Source organism: Fusobacterium perfoetens (assembly GCF_021531595.1).
In the GTDB taxonomy this organism is placed as follows: Bacteria; Fusobacteriota; Fusobacteriia; order Fusobacteriales; family Fusobacteriaceae; genus Fusobacterium_B.
This window is the reverse complement of sequence record NZ_JADYUD010000013.1, coordinates 1-14,975: the sequence shown is the minus strand read 5'-3', so window position 1 is coordinate 14,975 and position 14,975 is coordinate 1. Positions and strand designations below refer to the sequence as shown.

The 14,975-nt window shown below is 32.5% G+C and carries 10 protein-coding genes; all 10 read right to left on the bottom strand.

Going from position 1 to position 14,975, the window contains the following annotated elements; all coding sequences use genetic code 11:
- Positions 1-4: 4 nt before the first annotated feature.
- On the bottom strand, positions 5-1,180 hold the full coding sequence (locus I6E17_RS07780; RefSeq protein WP_235236587.1) for a class I SAM-dependent rRNA methyltransferase: 1,176 nt from the start codon (positions 1,178-1,180) through the stop codon (positions 5-7).
- A gap of 17 nt (positions 1,181-1,197) precedes the next feature.
- Positions 1,198-2,277: an alanine racemase gene (gene alr, locus I6E17_RS07775; protein ID WP_235236585.1), complete on the bottom strand. Its 1,080-nt coding sequence runs from the start codon at positions 2,275-2,277 to the stop codon at positions 1,198-1,200.
- Between the two features lie 85 nt (positions 2,278-2,362).
- Positions 2,363-3,304 (bottom strand): protein translocase subunit SecF, encoded by a 942-nt coding sequence (gene secF, locus I6E17_RS07770; RefSeq protein WP_176828785.1) that lies wholly within the window; start codon positions 3,302-3,304, stop codon positions 2,363-2,365.
- Positions 3,304-4,527, bottom strand: a complete 1,224-nt coding sequence (gene secD / locus I6E17_RS07765) for a protein translocase subunit SecD (RefSeq protein WP_176828786.1) — start codon at positions 4,525-4,527, stop codon at positions 3,304-3,306. The genes secF and secD overlap by 1 nt, the downstream gene beginning before the upstream one ends.
- 16 nt (positions 4,528-4,543) lie before the next feature.
- Positions 4,544-4,963: a Holliday junction resolvase RuvX gene (gene ruvX, locus I6E17_RS07760; RefSeq protein WP_235236583.1), complete on the bottom strand. Its 420-nt coding sequence runs from the start codon at positions 4,961-4,963 to the stop codon at positions 4,544-4,546.
- Between the two features lie 28 nt (positions 4,964-4,991).
- Positions 4,992-7,601 carry an alanine--tRNA ligase gene (gene alaS, locus I6E17_RS07755; protein WP_176828788.1) on the bottom strand — a complete coding sequence of 870 codons (2,610 nt, stop codon included), beginning with the start codon at positions 7,599-7,601 and terminating at the stop codon, positions 4,992-4,994.
- A 41-nt stretch (positions 7,602-7,642) separates the two neighbouring features.
- A complete protein-coding gene (lptB, locus tag I6E17_RS07750) occupies positions 7,643-8,368 on the bottom strand; it encodes an LPS export ABC transporter ATP-binding protein (protein WP_235236581.1) in 726 nt (241 codons plus the stop codon).
- A gap of 11 nt (positions 8,369-8,379) precedes the next feature.
- Positions 8,380-11,100: an LptA/OstA family protein gene (locus tag I6E17_RS07745; RefSeq protein WP_235236579.1), complete on the bottom strand. Its 2,721-nt coding sequence runs from the start codon at positions 11,098-11,100 to the stop codon at positions 8,380-8,382.
- Between the two features lie 8 nt (positions 11,101-11,108).
- Positions 11,109-13,721 carry a DNA mismatch repair protein MutS gene (gene mutS / locus I6E17_RS07740; protein WP_235236577.1) on the bottom strand — a complete coding sequence of 871 codons (2,613 nt, stop codon included), beginning with the start codon at positions 13,719-13,721 and terminating at the stop codon, positions 11,109-11,111.
- A 15-nt stretch (positions 13,722-13,736) separates the two neighbouring features.
- Positions 13,737-14,669 (bottom strand): tRNA dihydrouridine synthase DusB, encoded by a 933-nt coding sequence (dusB, locus tag I6E17_RS07735; protein WP_176828792.1) that lies wholly within the window; start codon positions 14,667-14,669, stop codon positions 13,737-13,739.
- Positions 14,670-14,975 lie beyond the last annotated feature (306 nt).

Genomic DNA, 14,975 nt, shown 5'->3' with positions numbered 1-14,975 from the left:
TCCTTTACACTACCCTTACCCAAAGAGCTTTTAAATAAAGTGTCTCAGGAATATGAAGTATCCAAGGGTGATCTTCAGGCTGATAGTTTATTCCTATTACCTGCACCATTTTTCCATTGTTTGATGCAGCCATTCTTGTTACCTCTATAAGATCCTGAAGCCCCATGTGGTATGCACATGTTATTACACCAAGAATTCCTCCCTTTTCAAGAAGTTTGAAACTGCTGTCACAAAGTTCAAAGAAGAAATCTCTTCCCTTTCTTATATCTGTTTTTCTTTTTATTAAAGAAGGAGGATCAAGAGTTATTACATCATATTTTGCCCCTCTTCCAACAAGAGTTTTAAGAAGCATGAAAGCATCTCCCTCAAGAGTTTCAAAATCTCCTGTAAATCCATTTACTTCATAGTTTCTTCTGCAAAGTTCAAGAGCATATGGTTCTTTATCAATAGCTGTTACCTTTTCACAGTTCTCTTTAAGAGCTGCCATTGAAAATCCTCCACTTGAAGAAAATACATCTAAAAATCTTGTTTTTTCATTAAGGTATGGTCTTATAAACTTTCTTGAATCTCTCTGATCTAAGAAAAATCCTGTTTTTTGTCCGTTTACAATATCAATGGTATATTTAAGCCCGTTGTCTTCCATTATAATTTCAGCAGGGATTTCTCCGTAAATTATTCCTGTCTTTTCTTCAACCCCTTCATGAACTCTGTTTTCAACATCGCTTCTTTCATATATACCTTTTGGTTTCATATATTTTTTTATGGCATTTATTATTTCCTGTCTGAAAACTTCTACTCCTGAATTTCTGAACTGAACAGATATATATTTTTCAAATTTATCTATTACAAGTCCTGGAATACCGTCTGCTTCAGAGAAAAACACTCTTGTACAATTAGTTTCCTCTGAAAGATGTTTTCTTTTGTCATAGGCTGTTTTTATTTTATTATAAATAAAATCCTTATCTATTTTTTCATCTTGTGTAGTAAGAACTCTTACAAAAGCTGATGTTCCTTCTGTAACATATCCTCTTCCTACAAATTTCATATCATCTCTTAAAACATCTACAATATCCCCTGTTTTTGCCTCTCCAAGTATAGATTTAATTTCATCTTTAAAAACATTAGGATAAAAATTTTCAATCTTTTTTTCTTTGCCTTTTAATAATATTACTTGTCCCATACCAATCCTTTCTAATTTTATTTATCGCTTTTTACATAAACTCTTTCTGCTCTTTTTCCTATTCCTGTAAATAATTCATATATTGATACATTCATAAGGGCAGATTGTTTTCCTATATCTTCACCATAAAGGATAACCTCATCTCCTTCTGAAACCTTATCTTTAATTTCTTCAGGTATTTCAGCCATGAACATATCCATGCACACTTTACCTCTTACAGGGCAGTCTACTCCATGAATTTTTACACAACCTTTATTTGAAATCTCTCTTCTGAAACCATCAGCATATCCTGCTGCCACTGTTGCAAGAATTGTTCCTTTTTTCAGTGTGGCTGTTCTTCCATAAGAGATATCACTGTCCTCTTCAAGAGTTTTTATAAAAAGTATTCTGCTTTTAAATGTAAATACAGGTTTATATCCTTCAGCAATTTTTCCACTGCATACTCCATACTGAATTATTCCTGCTCTTACATAATTTCCATTGTCAAAACCTGCGTAGTTTACTATACCACCACTGTTTAACACATGTCTGTACTCTATTCCTTCTATGCCGTCAAAACTGTTAAATTTTTCCAGCTGTTTTTCTGTATATTTTCTGTTGTCCTCTCCAGGTTCATCTGATACAGAAAGATGAGTATACACACCTATTATATTTTTGACATTATTTTCCTTTACATAGTTTTTAACTTTTTCCAGTTCACTGGGAATAAATCCTACTCTTCCCATTCCTGTTTCAAGTTTTAAATGGCATTTAACATTAAGAGATTTTTCATGGATAAGCTTAAGCTGCTTCATTGAAGTAAGAGCTATATGAAAATCATATTTTTCAACTGTTTCAAGCTCTTCATCAAATACTCCTCCAAGAATAAGAATTTTATCATTGATTCCATTTTTTCTAAGTTCCAATGCTTCACAAAGTGCTGCAACTGCAAAAAAATCAACTCCACACTTTTTAAGTTCCTGAACAAGTCTCACTGCTCCCATTCCATAGGAATCAGCTTTTACAACTGCTATAACCTTTCTGTCCTTCATATCCTTCTGGATTTTTTTTATGTTATGTATAAAATTATCTGTATTTACTTCTATCCATGTCCTCATTTTTATGCCTCCTTTTAAATAGTCATAAGAGCCTGACTCAAAATCAGATGTTAAATTCTATTTTTTGAGTCAAGCTCTCTATGTTTTATACTACTATTTTTTCGTGATTTTCATCTTCTTCAGGCTCAATATATTTAGTATTGTCAACCTTTCCGTCTCTGTCTTTTTCAAAAAGATAGATAAGAGGTGTTGCAATAAATATTGAAGAATATGTTCCTGCAAGTATTCCTATTAAAAGTGTTGTTATAAATGTTCTTAAGCTGTCCCCTCCGAAAAGAAGAACTGCAAGAACTGCAAGAAGTGTTGTTACTGATGTATTTATAGATCTTATTATAACCTGATTGATACTTTTATCAAGAAGTTCTCCAAAAGTAAGATCACTTTTTCTTTTTAAAGTTTCACGGATTCTGTCAAAAACAACTATTGTGTCGTTTATTGAATATCCTAAAATTGTAAGAACTGCTGCTATAAATGCTGTATCTATTTCATATCCAAGAAGAGCTATTCCTCCCACTGCAATTATAATATCGTGAAGAAGAGCTAAAATTGCAGCAACTGCAAATCTAAACTCAAATCTCATAGTTATATATCCAACTATCATAACTGCACCGATTGCAAGAGCTAGAATTGCAGATCTTTTCAGTTCAGCTCCTACACTTGCTCCTACTTTATCTTCTCTTGTAATCTGGAATTTTCCAAATTCTTTTAATTCATCTAAAAATTCAGCTTTCTGAGCTTCTGATATTTCCTGTGTTCTTATAATTACTTCGTTTCCTTCTGAAACTTGAACTTTTCTGCTGCTTGGATTAAACTGCGGAACATTTTCTGCTATTTTATCAAGAACAGGATTAAGTTCTTTAAGAGTTATTGGTTTTTCAAATCTTAACTGGAACATGCTTCCTCCTGAAAAGTCTATTCCATAGTTAAGACCTTTTGCAAATAATCCTCCAAGAGAGATTATAACAACAATCAGAGAAAGAGTTATCCATCTCTTACTGTTTTTTATTATACGAATCTGCATATCCATTAAGCTTTCCCCCTTATACCAAATAATTTTGGATTATTTATGTGGAATACTTCAACAAATACCATTAAAAGAACTTTTGTCATAACTATTGCTGTAAACATTGAAGCAACTGTTCCTATTGTAAGTGTTACGGCAAAACCTTTTACAGGCCCTGTACCGAATATAAATAATATTCCTGTTATTATAAGAGTTGTTAGGTTTGAGTCAAATATGGCCACAAATCCTTTGCTGAATCCAGCATTTATCGCTCCTCTTATAGTATTTCCAAATCCAAGCTCCTCTTTTATTCTTTCAAATATGATAACATTGGCGTCAACTGCCATACCTGCTGAAAGAATAAGTCCTGCTATTCCAGGAAGTGTAAGTGTTGCACCTATAAATTGAAGAAGTGCAAATGTTATAATTCCAAAGCACACAAGAGCTATATCTGCAACTATTCCAGGGAATCTATAGAATACAAGCATAAATATTCCTATAAGAGCCATTGCTACTTTCCCTGCAACCATACTTGCTGCAATAGATTCATCTCCAAGAGATGCTCCTACTGTTCTTGTTTCAACAATTTCAGCTTTTATAGGAAGTGCTCCTGAATTTAAAAGAGTAGCAGTTCTTTTAGCTTCTTCAACTGTATAGTTTCCACTTATGCTTCCTGTTCCTCCTGGAATCTCTGTTCTTATAACAGGTGCTGTCTGAACTTTTCCGTCAAGAACAATTGCAAGCTGTTTTCCCACATTTTCTCTTGTTATTCTTGCAAATTCTATTGCACCTTCTGGTTTCATTTCAAAGTTAATCTGAGGTTCTCCAAGGTTTCCATATCCTACCTGAGCTTTTTTAAGTGCTCCTCCTGTTAAAAGAGTAGGTCCAAGGTTTCCGTTTTCGTCCATGATTTTAAACTCAAGAAGAGCTGTTTTTCCTATCATATTAATAGCTTCTGTTGTATCACTTATTCCAGGAAGTTCTATTATAACTCTATTGTTTCCTGCTTTCTGAACAACTGACTCAGCAACTCCTATTCCGTTTATTCTTCTGTCCAGTACTTCTATAAGAGAGTTCATTGTTTCGTTGTCAATAACATCTCCCTCTTTTTCCGGTGATGCTTCAAGAACTGCATACACTCCACCTTTTAAGTCAAGTCCAAGTTTTACAGGTTCTCTTACTATTAAGCTTACAGCACCGGCAAGTATTGCTATCACAAGTAATAACCTAATCCATAATTTATTCATTTTTCCTCCAACACTCCTACTTCTTAGAGTCCAGAAAAGTCTGAAGAATAATGGCTGCTGCTATTTTATCAACAACTTTTCTTTTTTCAAGAGCTCCTTTTTTTCCACCCTCTGTAAGCATTCTGTCTGCTGATACTGTAGTCAGTCTTTCATCTACTTCAAAAATCTCAAGTCCCTCAATATTTTTTTTCAGTTTCTCTAGATATTCTCTAACTTTTTCTGCTTGTCTTTTTTCTGTACCGTCTAAGCTTTTAGGTATTCCCACAACAAGAGATTTGGTATTATTTTCATTTAAAATCTCTGCTATTCTCTTTACAGATTTTACCTTTCTCCTGTCTATAACTTCAAGTGGAGTGGCAACCAGACCCATTATATCGGATCTGGCAACTCCTATTCTTACATCTCCTATATCAAGAGATATATATTTTTTAAACATTTTCATTACTCCATAGAATTATAAGATACTATAATTTTTCTCTTATTGATTTTTTTACACTTTCAAGAGCTTCCATAACTTTAGAACCGTCTTTTCCTCCTGCCTGAGCAAAATCTGGTCTTCCTCCACCGTTTCCTCCGGCAATTACAGCAAGTTCTTTTACAATATCTCCTGCTTTTACTTTAGAAGTAAGATCTTTTGTAACTCCTACTGTAAAGATTGCTTTTCCATTGTCTGCTCCAAGAACAACAATACAGCTTCCAAGTTTATCTTTAGCTTTATCTACGATTTCTCTTAATGAGTCGCTTTCTTTGTCTTTAAATCCTTTTACAAGAACTTTAACACCGTTTATTTCTTCTGCTTGTTCAAAAAGATTTCCTGCTTCAAAAGCTGCTATCTTAGATTTTAATTCTTCTATTTCTTTAAGAGCTGATCTTAAATCTTCAGAAGTCTTTTCTGCTTTTTCTTCAACTTTAGAAACATCAGTTTTTAAACTGTCTGCAACATTTTTTATAGTTCTTTCCATATCTTTTACTGCTTCATAAGCATGGAATCCTGTTTTAGCTTCTATTCTTCTTACTCCTGCAGCAACTCCTGTTTCAGATATGATTTTGAAAAGTCCAATTTGAGATACATTTGATACATGGATTCCTCCACAAAGTTCTGTTGAGAAATCTCCAAATGAAACTACTCTTACAACACTTTCATATTTATCTCCGAAAAGTGCCATTGCTCCAGTTTTCTTAGCTTCTTCCATGTTCATGTATTTAATGTCAGCTGGAAGTGCTTCTGATATTTTTGCATTTACAAGTCTTTCTACTTTTTCAAGTTCTTCATCTGTCATTGCTTCATAGTGGTTAAAGTCAAATCTTAATCTATCTGGAGCAACTAAAGATCCTGCTTGTTGAACATGAGTTCCTAAAATTTCTCTTAATGCTTTTTGTAAAAGGTGAGTTGCACTGTGGTTTTTAGAGATAGCATCTCTTCTGCTTCCGTTTACAACTAATTTCACTTCAGCACCTTCAAAGAAATTATGAACTCCGTTTACAACTTTTACAGTATGCATAAAGATATTTTTTTGTTTTTGTACATCTACAACTTGTCCTAAAGCTCCGTTTCCTTCTATAACTCCGTTATCAGCTTGCTGACCTCCTGATTCTGCATAGAATGGAGTTTTGTCAGTTATAATCATGTACATTCCTTCTTCATCTAGTTTAGAAACATGAAGAACTTTTGCTGTTTCTTCAAGACTTTCATATCCAGTGAATTCTGTTTTTCCATGTTCGTCAAAGAATGCTTCTATAAAGGCATCTTGACCTTTTTCCATTACAACTTCTCTTGAGCTTCTTGCTTTTTCTTTCTGCTCTTCCATTTTTTGATCAAATTCATTTTTATAGATTGTGATTCCATTTTCTTCACAGATTTCTTCTGTTAATTCATATGGGAATCCATAAGTGTCATAAAGTTTAAATGTAACATCTCCTGTAAGTCTTGATTCTCCATTTTTCTTAGCTTCTTCAATAGCAGCCATAACCTGTTGAATTCCTGAATCAAGAGTATTAGAGAATTTTTCTTCTTCTATTTTGATTACTTTTTTAATGTGTTTTGCATTTTCAACTAAATCAGGATAAGCACCTTTCATAAGTTCAACTATTGTATCAACAATTTTATATAAGAAAAGTTCGCTTACTCCAAGAAGTCTTCCATGTCTTATAGCTCTTCTTAAAACTCTTCTTAAAACATATCCTCTTCCTTCATTTGATGGAATTACTCCGTCATTTACTAAGAATGTTACTGCTCTTGAGTGGTCAGCTATAACTTTTAATGAGAAATCTTTTTTAGGATCTGTTCCATATTTAACCCCTGAAATTCTTCCCATTTCTTCAATTATAGGGAATAAAAGGTCTGTTTCAAAGTTGTTTGGTTTTCCTTGTACAACAGCAGTGATTCTTTCAAGTCCTGCTCCTGTATCTATATTTTTCTTAGGTAGAGGCTCAAGATGTCCGTCTTCCATTCTGTTCCATTCAGTGAATACTAAGTTCCAAATTTCTATGAAACGGTTATCTGTGTCTGCATCTCCAAGTCTTGAATTTTCGTCTCCTCCAAATTCTACACCTAAATCAACATATATTTCTGAACATGGTCCACAAGAACCTGTAGGTCCTGCTGCCCACCAGTTATCCTCTTCTCCGAATCTTACAATTCTTTCTCTTGGGAAGTTACATTCAGAAACCCAAAGTTCTTCAGCTTCGTCGTCAGTTTCAAATACACTTACCCATAATCTTTCTTTTTCTATTTTTAAAACTTCTGTTATGAACTCATAAGACCATTTGATTGATTCTTTTTTGAAATAATCTCCGAAAGAGAAGTTTCCAAGCATTTCAAAGAATGTATGGTGTCTTGCTGTTCTTCCAACATTTTCAAGGTCATTTGTTCTTATACATTTTTGGAATGTTGTTACTCTTGGAGTAGGCGCTTCTTTTTGTCCTAAGAAATATGGTTTGAATGGAACCATTCCTGCAACTGTTAAAAGAAGTGTCTGATCATCTGGAATTAAAGATGCACTTTCAAAGTGTTTGTGATTCTTGCTTTCAAAGAATTCTATAAATTTTGCTCTTACTTCATTACCTGTTAACATTTTTCCTCCGTTTATATCTTTCAATTTATAATATTTTTATTTTAATCAAGTTTAAAGTTTTCACCTAGATATACTTTTCTGGCAAGTTCATTTTGGGCTATCTCCTCAGGAGTTCCACTTATAAGAACCTGTCCCTCTGCCATAATATAGGCCCGTTCAGTGATTTTAAGAGTTTCTCTTACACTGTGGTCTGTAATAAGTATTCCAAGTCCTCTCTCTTTAAGATATTTTATAATATCCTGAATATCTTCCACTGCTATAGGATCAACTCCAGCAAAAGGCTCATCAAGAAGTATAAAGTCTGGATTATTTGCAATGGTTCTTGCTATTTCAACCCTTCTTCTTTCTCCTCCTGAAAGAGAATATCCAAGAGATTTTGCCACATGAGTCAGCTTAAATTCTTTTAAAAGCTGTTCAACCTCTTTGTCCTGCTGTTCCTTCGGCATATTCTTCATCTCAAGAATTGCATATATATTTTCTTCTACAGTAAGATTTCTGAATATTGAAGGCTCTTGGGCAAGGTATCCAATACCAAGGTTGGCTCTCTTATACATAGGGTAAGATGTTATTTCTTTTTCATTGCAGTAAACTTTTCCACTTTCAGGTTTTATAATCCCTGTTATCATATAGAATGTAGTGGTTTTTCCTGCTCCGTTAGGGCCTAAAAGACCTACTATCTCTCCCTTGTTGACTTTAAGGCTGACATTTTTAACAACTTGTCTTTTCTTGTAACTTTTGCATAGATTTTGAGCTTCTATACTTATCATACTATGTCTCCTTATTTTCCGTTATTCACTTTATAATTAACCAATACTTTTCCAAAGGCTTTTACTTTATTTGTAATCTTATTGTAGACTGCCCTGTCTGCATTAAGTATCAGTTCATCATTTTCTGCTGTTACCTCTTTTATCATTTCAACAGTGTTGTTGTTACTGTCAAGAATGCTTTCCTGACCTTTAAGAGTTGTAACTTTTCCATCTTTTCCTGTATTTACAATAACAACATCTCCGCGTCCTTCCATTATATTTGTATTTGTATTTCCGCTTAAGATTTCTCCTGTTATTACTGTTTTTCCATTTTCATCATTAAGAATAACTTTATTATTTTTACCTGCATAAACAATATTTCTGCTTAAATCTGTTTCTATATAATCTGAATAGAATTTCTGTCCATCTCTTATTACTGTACTGTTTTCTCTTCCCTCTATTCTTATAGCTTTATAACTTCCATTTTCATTTTTAAAGTACACTCTTGCAAAGTTTCCAGTATATGTTACAGGTATTACTCTTCCTGTTTCTTTGTCTTTATCATACATTTTTCCTTTTGCATCACCGATAAAGTCAAATCTCATTTCTTTCATATTTCCATCTGCTTTATTTGCTGAAAACTCCTCTTTTTTATCAGAAACTATTTTTATATTTTCACCTTTTAATTTTTCAGTTGCCATATAAACTATTCCCTTTGTTCCTGTAACTGTGAAAGTTTTGTTATATATAAGCTTAAATGGAGAATTTATAACTGCTTCTCTTGTTTTTGTATTGTAATCTATGTCCTCACTTGTAAGAACTGAATTATTATCAGAAATTTTTACATTTCCAGTAAGTTTTAAAAGATCTTTTTTTGTAAAGTATGATGCCTTAAGACTTGATATTTTCTCTTTCTTATCTGTTACAGCATCTAGATTTTTACCTGTAAGAACATCTTCATTTACATTAAATACTCCGTCATAAATTATTCCCTTTGTTTTCTGATCTTTAGAGTTAAAATCTATTTTTCCAGGAATATCCACAAGCCCTGTTTCAAGGTTGTATGTTCCCTTCTCAGCATAAATTTCTTCTTTGGCAGTTGTTATTTTAAGATTTTTCTCTGCTTTTATAAATTTATCCTTTTTAAATGAACCTGTGTCACTTGTAAATCTTATATTATCAGCCTTATTTACATAAACAACATTTCTTTCTATTTTTCCTGTTTCAGTCTTTAAATTATATTTAAAGTCATCTCCTGTAAGAGATTCTGTTCCCTTTTTATAAGAAACTTTTCCAGGACTTATAAAGTCTCCTGTTGTTATATTATATTCTCCCTCATTTCCCTTTATTATACTTTTATCTTTTAAATTTGTAATTGTAAAAGGTTCTGGAAGATAAGCAAATCCCTTACTGTTAAAGTAATCAACCTTACTGCTCTTAAACAGATATTCTCCATTATTTACTTCAGCATTACCTTCTGCTGTATAATCTTTCTTTTTACTGTTAAAAGTTATCTTATCACCTTTTGCTTTTTCATTTTTTTCCTTTGTAACAAGATTTCCAAAATAGATTACACCGTCTCCTGTTTCACTGTTGTAATCAAGTTTCTTACCTCTGCTCTTGTAAAGATTATCTTCATATACATAACCTTCATCAAGATGGACTGTCTTACTGTCAGAGTTATATACAAACTTAGAAGTCTCTGCCTTTCTGTCATTGAAAGTATAGATTACTTTATTATTTTTTCCTGTGAAATCAGCATTTTTAGTATTTGTGTCATACACCATCTTTTCAGCTTCAACTCTTTCACCAGCCTTTGAAGTTACTATAATATTTCCTGTGACATAAAGTTTCTTCTCAGCTGTGTTGTAATAACCTTTGTCAGCTCTGAATGATGTATCCCCATTTGTTCCTGTTATTTCACCTACAATATCAACTATATTGTCTCCGTCAGGGTTTTTTATCTCTTTTGAAAGGATTTTATATCCTCCTGCAAGAATTACAGGATTATTTGGTATTAAAAATCCCTTATTCAAATCATTATACCACATTTTTGTCCCTGTAAGAGTAATTCCCCCATAATTTATTGTAAAAGAATTAAAAAGTTCCAAAAGTTTTTTATTTGAATCAAATCTTCCATTTTTAAAAGTTCCTGAAATTTCTTTTCCATCTTTATCTTTTGTCTTGTATTTACCATTATTACTTAAAGTTATTATCTTATCTTCTGCAGTATATCTTCCAATATCTCCGAAAAGTTCTGTATCCCCATTTATTATTTCAACATTTTCAGCAAGGTCTATAAAATCAAATTTACTGTTTGTCTTGAAATTTTTTCCTTTTATTATTACATTTTCAAGTTTATTAACTGCCTTTACCCCTGCATCTGAAGTTACAGCATCTTTCAGCTGATCATAGTCAAGCTTGTCTGAGAAAAATTCCCATTCCTCTCCACTTTTTCCAACTATATTATTTTTCAGAAACAGATTTCTTGCAGCATCAAGAAGAACATTATCTCCTGAAAGAACCATATCCTGATATTTTGCACTTGCTTTTTCAAAAGTTGTGTCATTAGATTTTAAATTGTCAAACTGTTTCTGTGCTTCTATAAAATATCCTGATGTTTCATAAGCTACATCTGTTGTTTCAACTATTTCTTCAACCTCTTTTATTATAGGTTCTTCTCTGAAATAGTTTAAATATCCCAAAACAATTACCACAGCAAAAATAACAGGGTACAATATTTTCTTTTTCATACTGCCTCCTAATTTAATAACTTTTTAAGTTCATTAAGCTTTATCATAGCATCCATAGGTGTAAGAGTATTTATGTCCAGACTACGAAGAAGTTTTAATGTAAGTTCTTCCTCTTTAGAAATAGTTTTTTCCTCCTGAACAATCTCTTCCTTTTTAACTGTTTCTTCCTGCACTGAAGGAGCAAAAAGCATCATCTGCTCTCCTCCAAGTTTTTTTTCTACAATATTTTTTCTCTGTTCTAAAACCTTTAATATTTTCTTTGAATTTACAAGAATTTCTTTAGGAAGTCCTGCAAGCCTTGCAACCTCTATTCCATAAGATTTGTCAGCTCCTCCTTTTACAATCTCCCTTAAGAATTTTATCTCCTTGTCGTTTTCTTCAACTTCTATTCTGTAATTTTCAGCCCTGTCAAGCTTATCTCCAAGTTGTGTCAGTTCATGGTAATGAGTGGCAAATATTGTTTTTGCCCTTATATTATCATGGATATATTCTGAAATTGCTGTTGCAATAGATATTCCATCAAATGTTGATGTCCCTCTTCCAATCTCGTCAAGAATTATAAATGATCTTTCTGTGGCACTGTTTAAAATGTTTGCCACTTCACTCATTTCAAGCATAAATGTTGACTGTCCTGTCATAAGGTCATCACTTGCCCCTATCCTTGTGAATATTCTGTCAACAAGCCCAATTTTTGCATAATCTGCTGGAACATAAGAACCCATATGAGCCATTATTATTATAAGGGCTGTCTGTTTCATATAAGTTGATTTTCCTGACATATTAGGCCCTGTAAGAATTATAAAATTCTTTTTGTCATCTAAGATAACTTTATTTTTTACAAATTCCCCAGCAGGAATAAGTTTTTCTATTATAGGGTGTCTTCCTCCAAGTATCTCAAGGGAAGAATCCTCTGTAATTTCAGGTTTTACATAACCATTTTTTATTGCAACATGAGCAAGGTTTGTAACTACATCAAGATATCCTATCTTATAGCCTAAATCCTGAAGAGTTTCTCTGTATTTTTTTATCTCCTCTGTAAGTTCCTTGAAAAGATAATATTCTAAACTTTCTATTCTTGTCTTTGCATTAAGAATTTTTTCTTCATAAGTTTTAAGCTCAGGAACAATATATCTTTCTGCATTTGTAAGAGTCTGTTTTCTTATATAATAATCAGGAACACTGTCTATATTAGCCTTTGTTATTTCAATAAAATATCCGAAAACTTTATTATATTTTATCTTAAGACCTTTTATTCCTGTTTTTTCTCTCTCTTCACTTTCAATTTTAAGGATATAATCTTTTCCATGATTTGACATATCACGAAGTTCATCAAGTTCTTTATTATATCCGTCCTTTATTATTCCTCCCTCTCTTATTGAAAATGGAGGATCTTCAACTATTATTCTTTCTATAAGATTATAAACATTTACAAGTTTTTCTGCATCTATCTTAAAAAGTTCATGCCCTTTAAGCATTTTATAAAGTTCAAGACTGCTTCTTATTGACTGCTTAAGTGCAGTTAAATCTCTTCCGTTTATAGTTTCAAGAACAAGCTTTCCTATAATTCTTTCTATATCATAAATATCTTTTAATTTTTCTCTTATCTCTTCTCTTAAAAGAACTTCATTTATAAAAAATTCTATATGGTTTTGTCTTCTTTTTATCTTTTCTGTGTTAAGAAGAGGATTTTTTATAATCTTCTTTAAAAGACGGCTTCCCATAGAACTTTTACAATAATCAAGAACCCATAAAAGAGTTCCATTTGTGCTTTCCCCTCTCCAATTTGAAATAATATCAAGATTTTTCTGAGTGGTAAGGTTAAGCTCCATCACATCTTTACTGCTGCTGTACACTATTTTTGTCACTGGAAGTTCTTTTCCCTTTTGAAGTTCCACAACATATTTAAGTATCATTCCAGCTGTTTTTATCACAAGTTCCTTGTCTGCTATTCCAAAACTTTCAAGAGACTGAACATTAAAATATTCCGTAAGATATTTTTCACTGTTTCTTACAAGATTTCCTTTATGAAGGCTTATCCCATCTTTCATTCTGTGATTTTCTAATTCTTTTGAAAGAAATTCATAACCTTTATCATCTGTCATAATCTCTTTAGGAGATATTTTATTTATCTCCCCAAGAAGTTTGTATCCTATATTCCCCCCTGTTATTTCAGAGGCTCTAAATTCTCCAGTGGTAATATCAACATATGCAAGAGCTGTTTTCTTGTCATCTGTTAAAATTCCAAGAAGATAGTTGTTCATCTTTTCATCAAGATACTCTGTATCTATTATTGTTCCTGGAGTTATAACCCTTATAACATCTCTTTTTACTATTCCCTTTGCTGTTTTTGGATCTTCTACCTGCTCACATATTGCAACCTTATAACCTTTTCCTACAAGTTTTGCAATATATGACGCTGCTGAGTGATATGGAATCCCAGCAAGAGGAACATCTGTTTTCTTGTTTCTTTTTGTAAGAGTAAGCCCCAGTTCCCTTGAAGCTGTCTTGGCATCTTCATAGAACATTTCATAAAAATCTCCCATTCTGTAAAAAAGAATGCTGTCCTCATAGTCAGCTTTTATTTCATTGTATTGTTTCATCATAGGAGTGTCGTCTAACACCAAAATATCACCTTCTTAAACTTTCTCTTTAAGCTCTTCAAGGAGTCTTATCACATCACGGTAATCATCACATTTATTTATTGCATTCTTAGCTTCTGCTGAACCTCTTATTCCTTTAAGATACCAGCAAATATGCTTTCTCATTTCATATATAAATTTATCATTTTCATTGTCTTCTCTAGCTCTTAAAACATGTTTTATCGCCATTTCAATTTTTTCTTTTGGAGTTACTACAGTTCTCACTTCTCCAAATTCAAGCATCTCTCTTATGTCCCTTATAAGCCAAGGATTTCCACAGATACCTCTTGCAAGCATAACTCCGTCAACACCTGAAATTTTTATTCTTTCAACAGCATCTTCTGCTGTAAAAATATCTCCATTTCCTATAACTGGAATTGAAACTGCCTCTTTTACTTCTTTTATTGTATTCCAGTCAGCTTTCCCTGTATACATCTGCTCTCTTGTTCTTCCATGAACAGTTATATGACAGCAGCCACACTCTTCTGCAATCTTGGCAATTTTTACATATTCCTTCACTCCTCTGAAACCTACCCTTATCTTTATAGAAAGTTTTGTTTCAGGTTTAAGAGCTTTTCTCACTGATGTAAGAATCTCCCTTATATGCTCAGGATCTGCAAGAAGCCCTGAACCATAACCATTTTTTACAATCTTTACCATTGGACATCCTGCATTTATATCTATGTGCTTAACTCCCTTTTCTTCAAGGTATTTTGCACTGGCAGTTATCTTTTGAATATCATTTCCAAAGACTTGAACTGCTTCTCCTTCTCTTAGTCTTAAAAGTTTATTTAAAGTTTTTTCATTCATCATTTCCATAGCATTTACACTTACCATTTCTGTAAATACTAAGTCAGGATTAAATTCTTCCAGAATTCCTCTGAATGTATAATCCGTCACTCCTGCCATAGGAGCTATATATATTTTCATGTTTTCCTCCGATTCATATTACAAAGCACACTAAACCACAATATAAAATTTTAACATATTTTTCTATATTTTTCAATTATAGTACATATATTTACAGCTATTTTTACTATATTTTTATCTTATCTTAAAATTTCCATATTTCAAATTTTAATCTGTTTCATTCTGTTATTTACAAGAAGTCCGTTTTTTCTCCCTATATTGTATAATTTACTTATCCTAAGAGGATGAAATCTTTTAAAAACACAGGAGGTAAAAAAATGGCTTTAACAGTAACAGAAACAAAAGAGGTTATCACAGGAGTTCTTG